The organism is Enterobacter cloacae complex sp. HYC080_NIDB (assembly GCF_056673325.1).
Genome location: NZ_CP114212.1, coordinates 1455588 through 1474186, shown reverse-complemented (window position 1 = coordinate 1474186; position 18599 = coordinate 1455588). Strand labels below are relative to the sequence as shown.

General features: G+C 51.8%; 16 protein-coding genes and 1 tRNA gene. 6 read left to right on the top strand and 11 right to left on the bottom strand.

The window, feature by feature from the left end:
• Positions 1–104: 104 nt before the first annotated feature.
• A complete protein-coding gene (gene rplY / locus O1723_RS06995; protein ID WP_014884594.1) occupies positions 105–389 on the top strand; it encodes a 50S ribosomal protein L25 in 285 nt (94 codons plus the stop codon).
• Positions 390–439: 50 nt separating this feature from the next.
• Here rplY and yejK read toward each other — a convergent pair whose 3' ends face one another.
• A complete protein-coding gene (yejK, locus tag O1723_RS06990; protein WP_014884595.1) occupies positions 440–1447 on the bottom strand; it encodes a nucleoid-associated protein YejK in 1008 nt (335 codons plus the stop codon).
• Positions 1448–1581: 134 nt separating this feature from the next.
• Here yejK and O1723_RS06985 point away from each other — a divergent pair, with 134 nt between their 5' ends.
• From O1723_RS06985 to O1723_RS06975, 3 genes are all read left to right on the top strand, one after another.
• On the top strand, positions 1582–1809 hold the full coding sequence (locus O1723_RS06985) for a YejL family protein (RefSeq protein WP_014884596.1): 228 nt from the start codon (positions 1582–1584) through the stop codon (positions 1807–1809).
• A gap of 19 nt (positions 1810–1828) precedes the next feature.
• Positions 1829–3589 (top strand): LPS biosynthesis-modulating metalloenzyme YejM, encoded by a 1761-nt coding sequence (gene yejM, locus O1723_RS06980; protein WP_014884597.1) that lies wholly within the window; start codon positions 1829–1831, stop codon positions 3587–3589.
• Between the two features lie 71 nt (positions 3590–3660).
• Positions 3661–3737 (top strand) — tRNA-Pro (locus tag O1723_RS06975).
• 433 nt (positions 3738–4170) lie between these two features.
• Here O1723_RS06975 and O1723_RS06970 read toward each other — a convergent pair.
• The 5 genes from O1723_RS06970 to O1723_RS06950 form a co-directional block, all read right to left on the bottom strand.
• Positions 4171–5097, bottom strand: coding sequence for an RNA-guided endonuclease InsQ/TnpB family protein (locus O1723_RS06970; protein WP_023337454.1), 927 nt, complete (start codon positions 5095–5097; stop codon positions 4171–4173).
• Between the two features lie 143 nt (positions 5098–5240).
• On the bottom strand, positions 5241–6353 hold the full coding sequence (locus O1723_RS06965; RefSeq protein ID WP_063161425.1) for a FliC/FljB family flagellin: 1113 nt from the start codon (positions 6351–6353) through the stop codon (positions 5241–5243).
• Between the two features lie 358 nt (positions 6354–6711).
• Positions 6712–7832 (bottom strand): IS3-like element ISKpn34 family transposase gene (locus O1723_RS06960; protein ID WP_100245182.1). Its coding sequence is split into 2 segments (ribosomal slippage): positions 6712–7574 and positions 7574–7832, totalling 1122 coding nucleotides; the frame shifts between segments, so codons are not numbered across the junction.
• Between the two features lie 247 nt (positions 7833–8079).
• Positions 8080–9036, bottom strand: coding sequence for a DUF2971 domain-containing protein (locus O1723_RS06955; RefSeq protein ID WP_248190592.1), 957 nt, complete (start codon positions 9034–9036; stop codon positions 8080–8082).
• Positions 9037–9392: 356 nt separating this feature from the next.
• Positions 9393–9653 carry a DUF2534 family protein gene (locus O1723_RS06950; protein WP_008500962.1) on the bottom strand — a complete coding sequence of 87 codons (261 nt, stop codon included), beginning with the start codon at positions 9651–9653 and terminating at the stop codon, positions 9393–9395.
• A gap of 208 nt (positions 9654–9861) precedes the next feature.
• On the opposite strand from O1723_RS06950, the gene eco reads away from it, so the two are divergent.
• Positions 9862–10362 (top strand): serine protease inhibitor ecotin, encoded by a 501-nt coding sequence (eco, locus tag O1723_RS06945; RefSeq protein WP_014884598.1) that lies wholly within the window; start codon positions 9862–9864, stop codon positions 10360–10362.
• Between the two features lie 80 nt (positions 10363–10442).
• On the opposite strand, the gene mqo is transcribed toward eco, so the two are convergent.
• On the bottom strand, positions 10443–12092 hold the full coding sequence (mqo, locus tag O1723_RS06940) for a malate dehydrogenase (quinone) (protein ID WP_014884599.1): 1650 nt from the start codon (positions 12090–12092) through the stop codon (positions 10443–10445).
• A 187-nt stretch (positions 12093–12279) separates the two neighbouring features.
• On the opposite strand from mqo, the gene O1723_RS06935 reads away from it, so the two are divergent.
• The gene (locus O1723_RS06935; protein WP_023337555.1) at positions 12280–13569 is read left to right on the top strand and encodes a SulP family inorganic anion transporter; all 1290 of its coding nucleotides are present in this window, start codon (positions 12280–12282) and stop codon (positions 13567–13569) included.
• On the opposite strand, the gene mgtE is transcribed toward O1723_RS06935, so the two are convergent.
• From mgtE to ada, 4 genes are all read right to left on the bottom strand, one after another.
• Positions 13532–14968 carry a magnesium transporter gene (mgtE, locus tag O1723_RS06930; RefSeq protein WP_014884601.1) on the bottom strand — a complete coding sequence of 479 codons (1437 nt, stop codon included), beginning with the start codon at positions 14966–14968 and terminating at the stop codon, positions 13532–13534. The genes O1723_RS06935 and mgtE overlap by 38 nt on opposite strands.
• A gap of 148 nt (positions 14969–15116) precedes the next feature.
• Positions 15117–16760 (bottom strand): multidrug ABC transporter permease/ATP-binding protein, encoded by a 1644-nt coding sequence (locus O1723_RS06925; protein WP_014884602.1) that lies wholly within the window; start codon positions 16758–16760, stop codon positions 15117–15119.
• A gap of 69 nt (positions 16761–16829) precedes the next feature.
• The gene (alkB, locus tag O1723_RS06920; protein WP_014884603.1) at positions 16830–17486 is read right to left on the bottom strand and encodes a DNA oxidative demethylase AlkB; all 657 of its coding nucleotides are present in this window, start codon (positions 17484–17486) and stop codon (positions 16830–16832) included.
• Positions 17486–18544 carry a bifunctional DNA-binding transcriptional regulator/O6-methylguanine-DNA methyltransferase Ada gene (gene ada, locus O1723_RS06915; RefSeq protein ID WP_023330946.1) on the bottom strand — a complete coding sequence of 353 codons (1059 nt, stop codon included), beginning with the start codon at positions 18542–18544 and terminating at the stop codon, positions 17486–17488. The genes alkB and ada overlap by 1 nt, the downstream gene beginning before the upstream one ends.
• Positions 18545–18599: the final 55 nt, after the last annotated feature.

Sequence of the window (18599 nt, the reverse complement as noted above, 5' to 3'; positions counted from 1 at the left end):
ACAGCGTTTGAGTATAAAATGCCGCCCGCTTCACATCCGTGGGGCAGAACACTCACCTGCTGCTGGGTCGCCTGTAGTAGGGTTTTAAATACAGAGAGAAATCAATGTTCACTATCGAAGCAGAAGTACGTAACGTGCAGGGTAAGGGTGCGAGCCGCCGCCTGCGTACCGCTAACAAGTTCCCGGCTATCGTTTACGGTGGCGAAGCTGCTCCAGTTGCAATCGAACTGGATCACGACAAAGTATGGAACCTGCAGACCAAAGCTGAATTCTACAGCGAAGTTCTGACCATCGTTGTTGGCGGTAAAGAAGAAAAAGTGAAAGTTCAGGCTGTTCAGCGTCACGCGTTCAAGCCAAAACTGACTCACATCGACTTCGTTCGCGCGTAATCGCAAACCTGTCGAGAAAAACCCCGCTTCGGCGGGGTTTTTTATGGTGGTTATTTACCGCCCGAGGTGCGACGCTGAAGCTGATCGCGCAGGTTTGGCGGCGTGCCTTTGATGGTCAGCGTATCGGTGGCAGGATCCCAGAAGATACGTTCCCCCAGCAGCATGGCATCGAAGTTGATGGTTAACCCACCGCCGCTCCCGGCAAATTTGGTTAACTGACGCAGCGTACTGCGATCCGCTGGGAAGCTCTCTTCAAGCTCATAGCCTTTCTCTGCGGTGAACGCCTGGAAGCTGACTTCGCTGACGCCCGCCAGCTCTTTTGAGAGCGACTCCAGCTCAATCTCTTCCCCCGCCTGCAGCTGTTCGTTGCAGTAGCTGTAAACCTGCTGACGCACGTTCTGGCGTTCAGATTTATCGAGCTGCGCCTCAGCCGTAAAGTCATCTACCGCCTGCAACAACCCTTTGTTCTGCGCTTTGGCGTTAAGTCCTTCGCTGGCGCCGAGGAAATCCATAAAGAAATCGGCCACTTTGCGGCCCACACGCCCTTTCAGGAAGGTCAGGTAGCGGGTCGATTCCGGGTTGGTTTCCCACTCGGTCAAATCAATCCGCGCCACAATATCCGCATGGTTGATATCCAGATAATGCGTCGAGCTGATATCCAGTTGCTCATTCACGCGCATACTGCTCAAGTTGTTCAGTACGGTAACCAGCAGATACTCTACCGCCAGGTAGCGATAGTGGCAGAACAGGACGATGCCGCCGTCGGCGAAGGGATATTTTGCCAGCTCGTCGCGCAGACGCCCGGTGGCCGCGCGGCTAAACGCCAGGAAATCCTCTTCCCCCTGACGCTGCAGGCGCAGGCTATCAGCCAGTTCACTCTCTTCGCTGAACAGACCATAGGCTTTATTTTTGGCGCTGTAGACGCGATGCAACTCAGCCATCATTTCCACAACGGTCGCCGTGGGTTCCAGTAACGAATCGCGTAGCACCACTTCAAGGGTTTGCTCATCACGCTTGATAAGCTGGTGCAAGGCAATCTGGTTGATTTCCAGACTCATGATAAACTCTCCTTTTAGACCGGGCGGTATTCAACCACCACCAGGACATGTGTGCAACAACAGATAAAAAAGGGGAAAAAAAGCTGTTGCTACGGTAATATGTTGCCCTTTCATCAACAAACTGATTTTGATTTATGCCACAACATTCCCGCTACAGTGATGAACACGTTGAACAACTGCTCAGTGAGCTGGTCAACGTACTGGAAAAACATAAAACGCCGACCGATCTCTCCCTGATGGTTTTGGGAAATATGGTCACCAACCTTATCAACACCAGCGTTGCTCCGGCTCAGCGTCAGGCGATCGCAAAATCTTTCGCCCAGGCGTTACAGTCATCCGTCAGCAACGACCAGGCCCATTAAGGGAAACGAACAACAGTTTATGGTGACGAATCGTCAGCGCTACCGTGAAAAAGTCTCCCAGATGGTCAGCTGGGGACACTGGTTTGCCCTGTTTAACATTCTGTTAGCGGCGGTGATTGGCTGTCGTTATCTGTTTGTCGCAGACTGGCCAACCACGCTAACCGGGCGTATCTACTCCTGGATAAGCGTTGTCGGTCATTTTAGCTTTTTGGTATTCGCCACCTATCTGCTGATCCTGTTTCCTCTGACGTTTATCGTCATGTCGCAGCGTCTGATGCGGTTCTTATCCGCAATCCTTGCCACAGCAGGGATGACGCTGCTGCTTATCGACAGTGAAGTGTTCACCCGTTTCCACCTGCATCTTAACCCTATCGTCTGGGAACTGGTGATCAACCCTGACCAGAACGAAACGGCCCGTGACTGGCAACTGATGTTTATTAGCGTCCCGGTGATCCTGCTGATTGAGATGTTGTTCGCCACCTGGAGCTGGCAAAAGCTCCGCAGCCTGACCCGACGCCGCCACTACGCGAAGCCCGTCGCCGCACTCTTTTTCATCTCATTTATCAGTTCGCACATCATGTACATCTGGGCGGATGCGAACTTCTATCGCCCTATTACGATGCAGCGTGCCAACCTGCCGCTCTCGTACCCAATGACGGCCCGTCGCTTCCTTGAGAAACACGGCCTGTTAGATGCCCAGGAGTATCAGCGTCGTCTGGTCGAACAGGGTAATCCGGAAGCGGTCAGCGTTCAGTATCCGCTGAGTGAACTGCGCTATCGCGATATGGGCCGCGGACAAAACGTCCTGCTGATTACCGTCGATGGTCTGAACTATTCCCGTTACGAGAAGCAGATGCCTGCGCTGGCCGATTTCGCGAGTCAAAACGTCTCGTTCACCCAGCATATGAGTTCCGGGAACACTACCGATGCGGGCATCTTTGGCCTGTTCTATGGCATTTCTGCCGGATATATGGATGGCGTTCTGGCTGCACGCATTCCTGCGGCGCTAATTACCGGACTGAATCAGCAAGGCTATCAGTTAGGGTTGTTCTCATCCGATGGCTTTAACAGCCCACTCTACCGCCAGGCGCTGTTGTCTGATTTCTCGCTGCCTGCTGCGCAGAGCCAGTCTGATACCCAGACCGCAAACCAGTGGATAAACTGGCTGCAGCGCTACGCCCAGGAAGATAACCGCTGGTTCTCGTGGGTGGCCTTTAACGGCACCACGCTTGACGACAGCAACCAGACTGGCTTTGCCCGCCGATACAGCCGTGCGGCCAGCAATGTTGACGCGCAGATCGGCCGCGTTCTTGACGCGCTACGCGAATCAGGCAAGCTCGATAACACTGTCGTGATTGTGACCGCAGGCCATGGTGTACCGCTCGGCGACGATACGAAGAGCATGAGCTGGTCACGCCCGAACCTGCATGTACCGCTGGTGATCCACTGGCCGGGAACGCCGGCGCAGCGCATCAATATGCTCACTGAACATAAAGATGTTATGACGACCCTGATGCAACGCCTGCTGCACGTCAGTACGCCAGCAAACGAGTATTCGCAGGGGCAGGATCTTTTCAGCGCCGCGCGCCGCCATAATTGGGTGACATCAGCAGACGGTAACACGCTGGCGGTGACCACACCGACGCTGACGCTGGTGCTGAACAGTAACGGAAATTACCAGACGTATAATCTACAGGGTGAACGGTTGAAGGACCAGAAACCGCAGCTGAGCCTGTTGCTGCAGGTCCTGACGGATGAGAAGCGCTTTATCGCTAACTGATTAATTATAAACCAGTTAGCGACAGATTCTCTTGCATTCGAAACGGAATCGAGTAGTATCTTTTTATGCGTCGGCACGTAGCGCAGCCTGGTAGCGCACCGTCATGGGGTGTCGGGGGTCGGAGGTTCAAATCCTCTCGTGCCGACCAAAAACACACTGAAAACCAGCCTCTTACGGCTGGTTTTTCTTTACTGTTTTTTGTGCGGGGAATAACTGGGGAAAAACCGGGGAAATAATGCCTAAGTATAGCGGCTCTGCCTGTTACTGGGCTAAGGCTTTGAGCCTAACCTTAAGCCCCCTCTGAGGAACAGTTTCATTGAAGATATCCGGTTGTTCGCAATTACCTTGTGTAAGGGGTCAGTTCTTAATTTTCACAAATAAAAAACTCGCAAATTAACTCCATCACTACTTGGATACTTCTATTTTAAACATATTGGACCAGACGTTGACACTCTCAGATGCAATCATGAGATTCTTGCTTCAACGGAAGTTTAAGTAACCTTCCTCGACAAGCAGAAACGACATGCCCTGCCGCATAAATTTCATCATTTAGTACTACATCATCTCGAAAACAGGCGTTACTAGGCTAACTCTCGGCGAATAACTTCACCACCCAGCCACTCTTGTTTGTAAATTAGCTGTCTGACAAATTCGTATCTCATGCTCAGAGTGATATCATTTTTATCCGATACTGAATCCATCAAGCTCAAAACCTCAACAACTGCGTGTTTTTTACAAATTGCTGTAGTTACTTTATGGATGTTATCTAGCCTGCACCTAGCTAACCTTGCCTTTATCCTGTCAATTTTCCCTTTAGTTTTCAACCAATTACTGCTGTACTTAATTCTTCTGATTAATATTCTATTAAGTCGGGCTAATTTTTTTACTTCATCAAGCTGATGAGAACTATCCATGCTGCTATCCAACCGGATAGGAAACTCACACTGATCACTAAGTACAATTTTTGTTTTGATATCAGAAGGATGCATTGGGTCAGGGACCATACTCTCTGTATTAAAACTGATGTACCACTTATCTTGCTTCATGGAAATGGTTACGTTTTTTAACTCTCCAATGATTTCACGACTTTTTCGATATTTTACCCAACCGACTTTGGGGAGAGACACCATTTTCTTATCTTGATCTACTCTAACCCTTTGACATGGAATACGGAAGGAATCATGCCGCCCTTTCTTTTTAAACTTTGGATATTGTGCTTTTCCGGAGAAAAAATTCCGGAAAGCTCTATCTAAATCTCTTAGAGATTGCTGCAAGCACTGGGAAGGAGAAGCTTTCAACCAGGAAAGGCTTTCTTCACTTTTCCACTCAACTAACTCTGTAGCTAGTTGATTGTAACCCATGAATTTCTTGCCAGAATGGTAATTATCGTTGAGAAGAGCAAGGGCTTTGTTATAAACAAAACGACAGGAACCAGCAAACATAAAAAAGTCAGACGACTGGCTTTTATTAGGTTCAAGCCGGAATTTGAACGCCTGTTTTTTAATCACAAATGGACCTGCACGAATGGAATGAAAGTGCTCAAATACTAAATCATATTATGAACTTTGATTGAGGGATTTGACTAGTTATAACCCCTATATTCCACAATTTAAAAAGCCCCAAATATGGGGCTTTAAAGCTTAATATGAAATTAGCCTTGCAGCAGAGAAAGAACCTGCTGAGGAACCTGATTAGCTTTCGACAGTACGGAGTTACCGGCCTGCTGGATGATCTGCGCTTTAGACATATTTGACACTTCGGTCGCATAGTCGGCGTCCTGAATACGGGACTGCGCTTCTGACAGGTTAGTTGTGGTATTGTTCAGGTTGGTTACCGCAGAGCTCAGACGGTTCTGCACCGCACCAAGAGAAGAACGGAATTTATCAACAGATGCGATCGCATCGTCGAGTGCTCCCAGAGGACTGGCTGTTTTAGTGACCGAATTATCATTCACAGCATCTGTAGAAGTAGTTACTACAGCCTTAGCCGCAGCCGCTTCAACAGGAGGAGTAGCTGTTGGGTTTGCTGCCACAGCTGCTGTAAATGCAACTTGTGCTTTGGTGTAGTTACCATCAGCATCTTTGGTAGCAAATTGAGTATCACCGGCGGTATCTTTATAAGTATAAAGCTTGACAGCTTCCCCAGCAGTATCCTTCACGTCAGCGCTAGCAACTGTTACATCTTTATTAGAACCATCTTTACCTGTTAACGAAGAACCAACTGCAGTAAAGCCACTTGCAACATTAAATTTATCAAGACCCAGAGAAGTTGAGTCTATTTGGCTGAGATTAATGGAGATGGTCTGGTTGTCATTCGCTCCTACCTGAATTTTCATTTCGCCATTTTTAGACAGCACGCTCACGCCGTTGAACTGAGTTTGCTGAGAAACTCGATCAATTTCGTCCAGACGGGATTTGATTTCGTCCTGGATTGAAGACAGGTCAGAATCAGAGTTAGTACCGGTGGTCGCCTGAACGGTCAGTTCACGAACACGCTGCAGGTTGTTGTTGATTTCAGACAGCGCGCCTTCAGTGGTCTGCGCCAGAGAGATACCGTCGTTTGCGTTACGTGCAGCCTGAGTCAGACCTTTGATGTTAGAGGTGAAGCGGTTAGCGATAGCCTGGCCCGCAGCGTCATCTTTAGCGCTGTTGATACGCAGACCGGAAGACAGACGCTCGATAGAAGAAGACAGAGCAGACTGGTTCTTGTTGATGTTGTTCTGAGTGATCAGCGAGAGGCTGTTGGTATTGATGACTTGTGCCATGATAGTTGTTCCTGTTTGACTGGTCGTAATTTAAGTTTACGGCTTCCACCACTAGGCTCTTGCGCCGCTAAATTTACTATCGGCAACCATTGCAGATCCTTTAGAAAAAAAATAAAAAAACAATATCCTGCTGTTTTATAACTTGTTTATCCTGAATCGTACATACCTAGATGCACGACATTTTCTTCACTCGGTAGTCGTCATCACTCCCAAAAGACTATCAGATGTTCAACATAGTCAGTAGCTGGCGAAACTAACCCCATCAGAATACCCTTCCCATGTTACGCAGGATCCAGTATCAGTTCTCACTTCCGTTTGTTGTCCTATCGTGACCTGCCCCCAGAGTTAGATACAACCTTCAGTTAGTAATGTCGGTTGGTTTTTCTTCATATTTCCCGTTTCGCCAGCCCGCTGCAAATTCAGCCGGCGTCAGGTAATTCAGTGATGAATGTGGTCGACACTCGTTATAATCCAGTCGCCAGTCATTAATGATCTTCCTGGCGTGAACAATATCGCTGAACCAGTGCTCATTCAGGCATTCATCACGAAAGCGTCCGTTAAAACTCTCAATAAATCCGTTCTGCGTTGGCTTGCCGGGCTGGATAAGTCGCAGCTCCACACCATGCTCAAAAGCCCACTGATCGAGTGCGCGGCAGGTAAACTCCGGGCCCTGATCGGTTCTTATCGTAGCCGGATAGCCGCGAAACAGCGCAATGCTGTCCAGAATACGCGTGACCTGCACGCCTGAAATCCCGAAGGCAACAGTGACCGTCAGGCATTCCTTTGTGAAATCATCCACGCAGGTCAGGCACTTGATCCTGCGACCTGTGGCCAGTGCGTCCATGACGAAATCCATTGACCAGGTCAGATTGGGCGCCATCGGGCGGAGCAGCGGCAGACGTTCTGTTGCCAGCCCTTTACGACGTCGTCTGCGTTTTACACTCAGGCCATTAAGTTGATAGATGCGGTAAACCCGCTTGTGGTTAACGCAAAGACCTTCACGTCGCAGAAGCTGCCAGATACGCCGGTAACCAAAACGGCGGCGTTCAAGTGCCAGCTCTGTGATGCGTAGAGACAGCTGCGCGTCAGCAGCCGGACGCTGAGCCGAATATCGGCAGGTTGACAGGGACAGACCTGCCAGCCCGCAGGCACGACGTTGCGACAGACCCTTAGCCTCGCACATGACTTCCACGGCTTCCCGCTTCTGGTCTGTCGTCAGTACTTTCGCCCAAGAGCCACCTGAAGCGCCTCCTTATCCAGCATGGCTTCAGCAAGCAGCTTCTTGAGTCTGGCGTTCTCTTCCTCAAGCGACTTCAGGCGCTTAACCTCAGGCACCTCCATACCGCCATACTTCTTACGCCATGTGTAAAAGGTGGCGTCGGAAATGGCGTGCTTACGGCAGAGCTCACGGGCAGAAACGCCGGCTTCGGCCTCGCGGAGAATACATATGATCTGTTCGTCGGAAAAACGCTTCTTCATGGGGATGTCCTCATGTGGCTTATGAAGACATTACTAACATCACGGTGTATTAATCAACGGGGAGCAGGTCAGAAGATTTATACTCGTAATCATATCGATTGGGTTATTGTTCCTCATGGGGAAATAAAAACCGGATGACTATAAAACCTTTCTACTTCATTAGTTTTTAACTTAGATAAGTTATTCATAAGGTATAGGGCTGAGATTAATTGAGTTAAAGCCCTATACCAAAAAATATAATCGTGAACTACTTTTTCCCATGAAATTTATCAGTAATAGCGTTCATTGCGGAAATGTATCTTTCCAACCCTCCATAGCTATCTATCATTCTAAAAGAATTTCGATGTGCAGCCATTTTTACATCTTGCTGAGTAATCCCACACCAACCACAAACCTTACTATCGAAATCTAATGGCTCATGACATTTTTTACATTGACGAGAAACAGCTTCTATCTTCCCATCAACAAACTGGTGTGATTTAAGATTCTTAGACAAAAGAAATGGTGCGGTAGTTGTTTTACCTATTACCATCTCAAAATACCTGCACTTAGCCTTTTTAGCTAAATCCTGAATTTTTTGCTTCAACGCATCATTTGATTTGTGCCCAACTATGACGCCCGTTATACAAGTAATTGGTACAGGAAGTAGCATTAGCCAGTCGTTTGGTTTGGTAAGCGCTTTCTCATCAATTATCACTCGTCTTTCTTGCTCATAACTCCAGCAAGTTTGCTTAGTCAAGTATGCTGCTCTTCTAACATATGAAATGAGCAAATAAATATAACGAGGCTTACAGATATGAAATGCTCTTGCCAGAACATCTTCAATGCCTTCATCTGGAGAGTCCATATACTCAACATCTGCTATTGCGCAAAGTTCTTTGAAGCCGATTTCATTCAAGAAGTTTTTAAACTTCTCTTCGTTAATTTCTATCACAAATCCAGATGAATTGCCTGCATAATGCGCCCACATTGGGGATATTACAGGACTTTTTGTAAAGCAAGTGGCCGGTTGCTTTGTAAGCATGCTGATCATTTCATTGTAAAAAGCCAATTCATCAGGACCGCGGTTAAAATCAATTGTGAGGAAAAACTCATATGGGTCATTGTATTCATGCAAGTGAGAAAATTTTATACCAATATGATTTTCATCTATCATTAATTTATCGGCTATATCAGCACCCATGAACTTATACAAATTGGTCATATACTCTTCCTTATTAAGTAGACAAATTATGTAAATCCTATACTCGTGTCCACCTAAAATCTAGTAGGGTTGTTTGACCAAACTAGATGGGGAAAATCCACTCCTAACTCATTGATGTTTAAGGCGCGGATTTTGCAGAAAAAGCACTGTTTGTTTATACATACGCAACCGAGATAACATCAGTAACGACGCGGCTTTCAGCGATTTAACAACGGTGTCATGGGGTGTCGGGGGTCGGAGGTTCAAATCCTCTCGTGCCGACCAAAAACACATTGAAAACCAGCCTCTTATGGCTGGTTTTTTTTATGCATAAAAAAGCCACCCCGCAGGATGGCTTCCTTATCGCACGTCGGCGCTTAGTGCTTCTCACGTCCACCCAGGAAGAAAATGCCCAGCGGGATGGCAAGCAGAACGGTGAAGACAAGGCTGTAAACGAAGATCATCGCCGATTGCAGAACATACATGCTGGTGGTCCAGGCGGAGAGAGGAATGTTGTACTGTTCGATAACGCCAACAATGGTTGCCCGCCCCACGCACGCGGCCGCAATCATAAACACAACCAGTAGCGCCAGGAGGAACTTGCGGCCTTCAGGTGTTTTCAGTTTTGCACGAACCATCTCTCTTCCCTTTACAGATGAATAACATTATGTGGCGTTCAAAATAACACGATCTGCCGCCAGATACCATTTCAGCACAAAAAACTGGATTTATAGTTCAAGTCAGGTTCATTACACTACTTATATTGAAAATGTAAGTAAATGACGCTAATCATTCATAAGTGTTATGCTAATCTGATTCGGCTCGTTTTGACATAAAGGAATGACAATGAAAAACGCACCTAAATTTGCCATCGCCCTGATTGCCGCGTGCATCAGCACCGGCGCTTTCGCCAGTGAAACCCAAAAAGAGCAGCCGCTGGAAAAAGTTGCCCCCTATCCGAAAGCGGACAAAGGGATGAAACGTCAGGTGATTCAGCTACCGGTTCTGCAGGACGAAGCGAACTACAAAGTGGAGCTGTTGATTGGTAAAACGCTGGAAGTGGATTGTAACCAGCACCGACTGGGCGGCCAGCTGGAGAGCAAAACGCTGGAAGGTTGGGGCTACGATTACTACATCTTCGACAAAGTGACCTCCCCCGTCTCCACCATGATGGCGTGCCCGGACGGCAAGAAAGAGAAGAAATTTGTAACGGCATATCTGGGTGATAACAGTCTGCTGCGCTATAACAGCAAGTTGCCTGTCGTGGTGTATACGCCTGAAAACGTAGAAGTGAAATACCGCGTATGGAAAGCGGATGAGAATGTCGGACAAGCGGTAGTACGTTGAAATTAAGTCGGGTGGCGGCTTCGCCTTACCCGACCTACAACACTAAAAACGGTAACGAATGTTACCGTTTTGCTTTTACCTTACAGGGCGATATCCGCAACCGGTTTGTTTTCAGCCTGAGGCTTCAGTTCCGCCTTTGGCGCAGCATCCGCTGCCTGCGGCTTCACATATTGCAACTGCAATACGCGGCTGGTGTATTCCAGCTCCTGCTCCGTCGCGTCGACATTCCCGTTCAGCTTCGTACCGTAGGATGGAATAATCGTTTTCAGCTTCGCCTGCCATTCCGGGCTGGCAACTTTATCTTTAAACACTTTTTCCATCAGGTGCAGCATGATTGGCGCAGCAGTAGATGCACCCGGTGACGCGCCCAGCAGCGCGGCAATCGTGCCATCCTTATCGCTCACCACTTCCGTACCCAGACGCAGCACGCCGCCCTCTTTCGGGTCACGCTTGATGATCTGAACGCGCTGTCCCGCCTGCCACAGACGCCAGTCTTCTTTCTTCGCCTGCGGATAGTACTCTTTCAGCGCCTCGAAGCGTTCCTCGTCAGAGAGCATCACCTGGCTGATGAGATATTTCACCAGATCGAAGTTATCCAGACCCACGTCCATCATCGGCTTGACGTTAGAGGTGGTCGTGGCGCTGAGCAGATCCCACAGGGAGCCATTTTTCAGGAACTTGGTAGAGAAGGTCGCGAACGGTCCGAACAGCACCACGCGCTTACCGTCAAGCATACGGGTGTCGATGTGCGGAACAGACATCGGCGGTGCACCGACGGAAGCCTGACCGTACACTTTTGCCAGATGACGATTCACCACTTCCGGGTTCTCGGATACCAGGAACTGACCGCCAACCGGGAAGCCCGCATAGTCGTCAGCTTCAGGAATACCGGACTCCTGCAGCAGTTTCAGCGCCGCCCCACCGGCACCAATAAAGACAAACTTCGCCTTGATGACGTGCTCGGCTTCGTTGTTTTTCAGATCGGCAACGGTCACGCTCCAGCTGTTATCCGCGTTGCGCTTAAAACCACGCACTTCGGTGCTGAGCTGCAGGTTGAAGTTCTCTTTCTTCTTCAGAGACGTCACCAGCTGACGGGTAATTTCGCCATAGTTAACGTCGGTACCAATTTCGGTCCGGGTCGCGGCCACTTTCTGGTTCGGGTCACGACCTTCCATCACCAGCGGCGCCCACTCTTTGATCTGAGCGTGGTCTTCAGAGTATTTCATCCCACGGAAGAGCGTGCTCTGCTGCAGCGCAGCGTAACGCGCGCGCAGGAAGTTGACGTTCTGCTCGCCCCACACAAAGCTCATGTGCGGTACGGTGTTAATGAAGGAGTGCGGGTCATGCATCACGCCGCTGTTGACCTGGTGAGACCAGAACTGGCGTGAGATCTGAAACGCTTCGTTGATCTCTACCGCCTTCTCGATACTAATGGAACCGTCCTTTTTCTGCGGCGTATAGTTCAGTTCCATGAGTGCCGAATGTCCGGTACCGGCGTTGTTCCAGCCGTTCGAACTTTCCTGCGCCACGCCATCAAGGCGCTCGACCATGGTCATGGACCAGTCCGGCTGAAGTTCTTGCAGATAGGTTCCCAGCGTGGCGCTCATGATACCGCCACCAATTAAAAGGACGTCCGTTTCCTGCTCTTTAGGGGTGTCAGCTTTCGCCGCCATAGAGACGGTGTTAAGCCCCACGGCCAGAGAAAAGAGCATGGCAGTCATTTTTTTCATAATTTATGCCTTAGTGTAAAAGTGCTTGATGCGTGGAAATTGCAGGTGAAAAAAGCTGCGGAGGCACGGTAACAACTTTTAAATATTGTTTAAAGGTTACGAAATTATTGTAATTGTGAAATTTAATGGTGGGTTGTTTGTAAGGAATTATCGATGTGGCTGGTAAATCGTGGGTTTACTGGCTAGTATGTGGCGTTTTGTGATCGCGCGCACGGAAGCCTGCCCTAATCTGCGAAGAGTTATGTCCTTACCCCATTCTGCTGTACCCGGCGAAGACCGCGTCACCACGGTCCTTAGCTCGCCAAAACTTCTGGTGCGTGAAACGCTGGCGGGCGTCATTACCGCCCTGGCCCTGGTCCCTGAAGTGATCTCATTTTCGGTGGTTGCAGGCGTTGATCCCAAAGTCAGCCTGATCGCCTCCGTGGTGTTGTGTTTTGCTTTGTCTGTGCTGGGCGGTCGTCCGGCGATGGTCACGGCGGCGGCCGGTTCCGTGGCGCTGGTTATTGGCCCGATGGTGCACCAGCACGGCGTGCAGTACATTCTTCCGGCGGTTCTCATGGCGGGGGTGATCCAAATACTGTTTGGCGCACTGGGCATGGCAAGGCTGATGCGCTTTATCCCTCAGTCGGTGATGACCGGGTTTGTTAACGCCCTCGGCATCTTAATTTTCTTTGCTCAGGTTCCGCACTTCTGGAGCCGAAGCCCGTTAATCGTCGGCCTGTTCGTGCTCACGCTGCTTATCGTGCTGTGGGTGCCGCGCTATATCAAAAGCATCCCTTCCCCGCTGATTGCGATAGTGGTGCTCACGTTGTTCACCGTTACCAGCGGGCAAATTCTGCCGACGGTGGGTGATGAAGGCTCGATGAGTGGCGGGTTACCGGGACTGACGCAACTGCTGGTCCCCCTGAACATAGAAACGTTAAGCATTATCTGGCCGTGCGCGTTAAGCATTGCGTTCGTCGGGCTGCTGGAGTCACTGCTGACGGCGAAGCTGGTGGATGAACTGACCGTCACCCCGTCCAGTAAACGCCGTGAAAGCATCGGGTTGGGCGTGGGCAATATCCTGGCCGGGCTCTATGGCGGGATCGCAGGCTGCGCGATGATTGGACAAACCATCGTCAACGTGGAGATGGGGAAAGGCCGAAGCCGTATTTCAACGTTAGCGGCTGGTATCGTTTTACTGGTGCTGGTGACGGCGCTGAGCGACGTGATGGCTAAAATTCCGATGGCGGTGCTGGCAGGCATTATGGTGATAGTCGCCATCAAAACCTTCAGCTGGCACAGCATTCAGCCCGCAACGGTAAAAAATGCACCGGTTGCGGAAACCGTCGTGATGCTGGTGACGGTCGCCGCAACGGTATCAACCGGTAACCTGGCGATTGGCGTGCTGGGGGGGATTATCCTCATGGCACTGCTTCCCGCCCGCATTAAACGTCGTCTTAAAGCAGAAAAAGCGTTGCAAGCCCAAGAAAAATAAAGAAACCACCGGTATCGGTGATGGCAGTGATCATCACGCTCGACCCCACCGCGGGGTCGCGCCCCAGTTTGGTCATGGTCAGTGGAATAATGACCCCCATCATCGATGCCACCAGTAAATTCAGCACCATCGCCAGCATCATCACCCCGCCTAAGGCCATATCGTCATACAGCCACCAGGTGATGCCCCCCATAATGCCGCCCCACACCAGGCCGTTGATCAGCGCCACCCCCATCTCCCTGAAGATCAGAAAGGCGAAATTGCCGGGCTGAATATTTTCCAGCGCCAGCGCGCGGACGATCATCGTGATGGTCTGGTTTCCGGTATTGCCGCCAATCCCGGCCACAATCGGCATCAATGACGCAAGAGCCACCAGCTGTGAAATGGTGTGTTCAAAGCCATCAATTACGCGGGAGGCGATAAAGGCGGTACACAAATTAATGGCAAGCCACGCCCAGCGCGTTTTCACCGCCTTACCGACGGAGGCGTGGACGTCATCTTCGGCGCTGATCCCGCCGAGCGCGCGCAGGTCGTTATCGGTCTCTTCGTAGACCACGTCAACGATCTCATCAACCGTCAGACGGCCCATCAGCTTGCCGACGGAATCCACGACGGCCGCACTCACGAGGTCGTCACGTTCGAAGGTACGTGCCGCTTTTTCAGCATCGTCTTCCGGAGAGAAGACCATCGGCTCGTTTTCCATCACCTCACTGACTCGCCGCTGGGTGCTGTTAAGCAGGATCGTTTTCAGCTCCAGCTCGCCCAGCAGGGTTTTATCCCGCGAGGTAACGAACAGTTTATCGGTGTTATCCGGCATCTTGCCCAGGCGACGCAGGTAGCGCTGCACGGTACCGAGCGTGACGTCCGGACGCACCGTGATAACGCCAAACTCCATGATCGCGCCGACGCTATTTTTCTCGTAGTGCATCACCTGACGGACACGGGCGCGCTCATCGGCAGGCAGGGAGGCCAGCAGGCGACCGGTCAGGTTACGCGGCAGGTGTTGTACAAGGTAAATCTGTTCGTCGATATCCAGCGTTTGCAGCGCATCGAGGATGTCCCGGTCGCTCATCTCGTCGATCAGGTCATCCCAGACGTTTTCCGAAGCTTCAAGCAGTACCTGCCCGCGCTCGTGATCCTGCACCAGACGCCACAGGGCGTGACGCTCTTCGGAGGGAAGTGCTTCGAGCGTATCCGCCAGATCCGGCGGGGGTAAATGAGCAACCAGCGCACCTACCTCAGCAATATCGTCGGCTAAAGTGCCGACATCATATTGCTCAGCCAGGGTCAGTTTGCCTAATAACGTAGAAGTGACCGCTTTATCGGTCGTGAGAAGCCAGATGAGTCGCGCACGCTCCTGATCGCGCTGCCTGGCGCTGTTTTTCTTTAATACCGACATCAATCATAAATCCATTAAATGAGTTGGCGTTAAGCATAGCGCAAGGATATGTAAATAAGAATAAACAACGGGACGGGATGAAGAAAAAAACGGCATTACGGCCACGATCTATCCCCTCTCCCTGTGGGAGAGGGTTAAGGTGAGGGCATCAGGCCGTGCGCGCCACCGCATCACGCGAGGCCGCCGCACGCTCGTCACCGGTCAATTCGCTCAGCTTGCCATCGCGCATCTCCAGCAGACGGTCGGCGTGAATGAAGTAGTGATCGTCGTGGCTAATGGCGAAAATGGTTTTGCCCATCTCCTGCATCAGCGGCAGCAGCACCTGATAGAACTCACGGCGGAAGTGAGGATCCTGATCCGCCGCCCATTCGTCCAGCAGAATGATATCGCGCTCTTCCGCCAGCGCCAGCAGCAGCGCCACGCGCTTCTTCTGCCCTTTAGAGAGCTTCAGGTTGAGAATTTTACCGTCCTGAAGCTCCAGCTTGTGCGACATCTGCAGCTGTGCCAGCCATTTTTCCACCAGCACAGGATTGGCCTGCTGCCCTTCAGGGCCGAGCAGCCGATCGAACAGCCAGACGTCGGTAAATACCGCCGAAAAGAGCTTGCGGTAGTCCTCAGGTTTCCCGGCACTCAGCGCCTTACCGTCCAGCAAAATCTCGCCCGACTGCGGCTGGTAGAGTCCGGTGAGCAACATCGCCAGCGTGGATTTACCGCTGCCGTTACCGCCGATGAGGAACAGCAGTTCACCGCGGTGAATCGTCAGGTTGACCGGCCCCACGGAGAAGGCGTTGTCCTGATAGCGGAACGTCACGTCGCGCAGCTCCAGCGTATGCCAGTCCGGGAAGGCTTGCGGGCGCGGGAATTCCGGCTTAAATGGCGCGAGGTCGAATTTTTTGAGCTTGTTAAACGCCACCTGTGCACTCAGCAAGGTGGGCAATGCGCCGACCGCCGAGAGCAGCGGCGTGCGTAAAAACAGCAGCGTCAGTGAGTAGGTTGCCGCCACGTTGGTGTCCGCCCAGCCCAGGCTGTTCGCCATCCAGAATACCAGGCCAATGGCACCCAGCATCATGATATTTGACCAGTTCACCGCGCTCAGGTGGAAAGTATCGGCGCGGATGATGTGATGCCGATATTCGCGCGCGTCCGGGATATAGAGGTGATTGAAGATATACTCGGCGCGCTCGCGGTTCAGGGTCAGCTCCTTGCGCCCTTCCAGCACCGTCTGGTAATCGTTATACAGTTTATCTTCCGTTTCGCGCAGCACCGCCATGTGTTTATAGACGCGTGACACCAGCACAAAGCCGCCCCAGATGGTAATGGCAATCCACAGAGCGGTCACCGCCAGCATTTTACTGGAGAGCCAGGCAAGATAAGCCGCCGAGCCAAAGGTCAGAATGATCCCCTGCACCAGCTCCGGCAGACGAACAAACGCGATGGTGATAGCCCGCACGTCACTGGTCAGCCCCGCCAGCAGGGAGGCGCTGCCAAGTTGCTCCACCCGTTCAACCTGAGTGTCCAGGATCCGCTTGATAAATTCGCTGCGCAAACGGAAAACGAAATGGTGGCCGAGCGCGGTTAGCGCCAGCTGAGAGCCAAGCGTAACCGCCATCAACAGCAGCAGCAGGCCGAGAAACTCTGGCAAAACAGAGAGTGAGGTATCGACCATTTCAATCAACCGCACGTTAATAAACGCGATCAGGCCAATACCCAATGCGGCGCTGGCAAGGCTTAACGCCATGACGGCAATGAAGGGCCAGCGATACTGACGCCAGACAAGGAGAAGTAGTTGCATGCAGGCAATCCGGACAATAAAAATCAGCCAGCAGTGTAAACTGCCCGGCGTGTACATCAAGAATAATTCTTATTTTTGTTTACTAAACCCTGCCTGGCGAAACGTCAGGTTAAAACGGTACTCGCCCGTGAGGGGATGCACCCCGGGTTTCAGAGGCTGAATGCCGTGATAATACAGCCGCGATTCCCTGCCCCACACCACCACGTCGCCATGCTCCAGCATAATGCGTTTGAGCGGATCGTTACGGCGTAATCCGCCAAACTGGAAGACGGCAGGAAGCCCTAACGATACCGAGACGATGGGCGCGCGGAGATCGGGTTCATCTTTATCCTGATGCAGGGAGAGTTTCGCGCCAACGGCGTAGCGGTTAATCAGGCAGGCATCCGGTCGGAAGTCAGGATAATCAGCGGCAACGGCAGCCTCGTGGCAGAGAGCCTGAAAAACCGCAGGCATCGGGGGCCACGGCTGGCCGGTCGCGGGATCGTTCGGCGCATACAGGTAGCCTCGTTCATTCGTCGCCCACCCTAATTCGCCACAGTTCGCCATGGCCACCGACATCGTGTAACCCCCCGGCGTGACCATATGGCGAAACGGGGAAACCGCCGTCACCTCTTCTATACCCGCAAGCAGCGTCGCCGCACGGGAGAGCGCGAAGCGACGCAAAATAACCGCCCCCGGTGCCAGTGGTTCCTGCCAGGGTTCCGCATCTGCAAAAAGATCGAGCATTATCCCTCCTGGCGTTTCGCCTCACGTTTTAGCAATAGCGCTTTTCGCGCCGTCCCCCATCGGTAACCCGACAGTGCGCCATCGTTACGGACAACGCGGTGACAGGGGATCACAATCGCCAGCCTGTTTGCCGCACAGGCTCCCGCGACGGCACGTACCGCGTTGGGTTGTCCAATCGCCTGCGCCACCTGCTGATAACTTGCCGTTTCACCGCAGGGAATTTCACGAAGGGCCTGCCAGACTCGCTGCTGGAACGCGGTTCCGCGTATATCCAGCGGCAGTTCAAGCGGCGCTGCGCGGTTATCAATACTGGCAATCACCTGGCGGATACGCTGCGCGAAGGCATCTTCCTGCGGCGCGGGCTCAGCTTTTGGAAACAGCGTCGCCAGCTCCCCGGCTAATTCGGCATCGTCGTCACCGAGCAATATTGCGCAAATCCCCCGCTCGCTTTCAGCGACCAGACAGCGTCCTAATGAGCAGTCATCGATGGCGTATTGCACCGCCACGTCGCCTTTGCGGTACTGTTTCGCCGTCATACCCAGCGCATCCGTGGCTTTACGATAATAGCTGCTGCTGTCGGGAAAGCCTGCGGCCAGCACGGCATCGGTAACGGTATCCCCCTGGGCAAGCGCCGTGCGCAGACGTTGACCGCGCGCCGCCTGCTGCCAGGCTTTTGGCGTCATTCCGGTGACGGACTTAAACAGCCGGTGGAAGTGAAAAGGACTCATGGCCACCTGCTGCGCCAGACCGTCCAGCGTTAACGCAGGATCCTGCTCCAGAAGGCGACAGGCGTGCTCCACTTTCGCCAGCTTCTGCTGCTGCGGATCGCGTTTATCCGGCATACAGCGCTTGCACGGGCGAAACCCTGCCTCAATGGCATGGTGAACATCAGGATAGAAGTGGACGTTTTTACGCAGGGCGTGACGTGCCCGGCAGGACGGACGACAGACAATCCCCGTCGTTTGCACGGCAAAGACAAACTGATCGTCAGCACGCGGATCGCGAGCCAGTACAGCCTGCCAGCGATCCTCATCGGTCATATAGGTTGGATTTTTCATCATCAGCTCCTCTTACAAGCATACCTGTAGCGTGCCTGAGTGCCACTGATAAAAA